We start from the raw sequence: 1,553 nt of genomic DNA on the forward strand, positions 1-1,553 counted from the left end.
GACCGTTTTGTACCTCGCTCGAAGTGATTTCTGATCGTTAATATCCCGGACAACTGCTATCACGTAGGTTTCTCCATCAATCTCGAGTGGACCTAAGGAGATATCGACTGGGAGCATGGAGCCGTCTTTCCGACGACCAAAGAGTTCAACATCAGCACCCATGGGTCGTGCGGTGGGATTTTTGACATATTCCTCACGTTCAGTAATGTGAGTTTCACGCGCATTCCTAGGAACTAACATCTCGATCTCTTCACCGATTAGTTCGCCAGATGTGTACCCGAATAATTCGTTCACACGAGCATTTGTATAGCAAATTATCCCTTCAGAATTGACGAGAAGTATTGAATCTGGGGAGGCATCTAAAATGGATGCAACCTCCGGCTCTTCAATCGAGAAGCCCTGACTCATTCGGTACTACTATCAATCAAAACTTGTCAATTAAGCGTTCTGATCTTTTATTAATATGAGAGGGTTTTGAGCCTCCTCACGGTTGACCATCACCACGCCCAAAGAAGCGTCTCCAAGCCGCTTCCAATCTCATCGGGGCGATATTCAAAGATGGCCTGGTTCTCGTCAACAGATGAACGAGTCGAATGCTTCGGGGCTTGTCCCTGAGGTACTTCACGAACACGACGAACACGGGGAAATACTCCTCATCGACATCCACCTCATCTTCGACGAATACGATCTTGAAGCTGGAAATGGAGAACTCCACCCACGTATCGTTCGGTACACTCCGGACTGGGATGGGTACGGCCCGATGCCGGGAAGCATTCGAGTGACGTCAATTGATGAGTTCCAAGATCAGTTGGGTGACCCAGTCAGACCGTTTGAAGCGATCGAACCACATGCTGAAATGAACGACGAATAAGTGTAACGCACAGAGTGAACAGAGCCCTCAGAAATCACATCTCTCAACAAGCGCTCAGACACCAGTTGCACTTCATACGGTGGTCTCGGTCAACAGTCAAGCACAAGTCGAGACTGAGACAGGTGCCCCTTCTGTGAGCTGATAAATACCCATCCCAACGGAATATTCATGATTGCTGATGAGTAGACAAGAGACAAGATCTCTAAATGTCTTCTTGGGAGAATACAATTCGCTCGGAACTCCGTGATTACCGCGAGAAACGTAACACATCCACGTTCGCATTAGACGAGTTCCGGAAGTTCGCGACAGACCGACTCCAAGCACAATTTCCCGAGAACAACCATGTAGACGAGTCGATTCGACGGAACCTCCAAGAATTTCGGGACCGAGACGAGATTGAATTTCTTGGGGATGGTGAGTACCGAATTCTCGGATTAGAAGGTGACCGTCCCACAGAGCCAGACGACCGACGGATGACCACAGACCGGTTCTTTGGTGGTGTTCGTGGCCGACTCCATACTCTCCGGTCGATGCTTCAGTACGTTGCTAAAGAAACACCGAGCAAATCAGAGCTCATCGCGTGGATTCGTTCGAACACGGACGCCGAAAGCGAATCGACGACTGAAAAATATCTCTCATTCCAGCGTTCCATCGGCCTTCTCGAGCGAACAGGCGACGAGTA

2 protein-coding genes and 1 pseudogene are annotated in these 1,553 nt (G+C 49.2%); 2 read left to right on the top strand and 1 reads right to left on the bottom strand.

Annotation, left to right across the window (positions count from 1 at the left end; genetic code table 11):
- On the bottom strand, positions 1–408 hold a 408-nt coding region (locus AUR66_RS11825; protein ID WP_157533086.1), incomplete at its 3' end, for a PAS domain S-box protein.
- A 172-nt stretch (positions 409–580) separates the two neighbouring features.
- Between AUR66_RS11825 and AUR66_RS11830 the strand changes: the two genes are divergently transcribed.
- Together AUR66_RS11830 and AUR66_RS11835 are read left to right on the top strand one after the other, a co-directional pair.
- A complete protein-coding gene (locus AUR66_RS11830; protein WP_058572583.1) occupies positions 581–871 on the top strand; it encodes a hypothetical protein in 291 nt (96 codons plus the stop codon).
- A 206-nt stretch (positions 872–1,077) separates the two neighbouring features.
- Positions 1,078–1,553: pseudogene (locus tag AUR66_RS11835) on the top strand (hypothetical protein); the annotation flags it as partial.

It is taken from the genome of Haloferax profundi (assembly GCF_001469865.1).
In the GTDB taxonomy this organism is placed as follows: Archaea; Halobacteriota; Halobacteria; order Halobacteriales; family Haloferacaceae; genus Haloferax; species Haloferax profundi.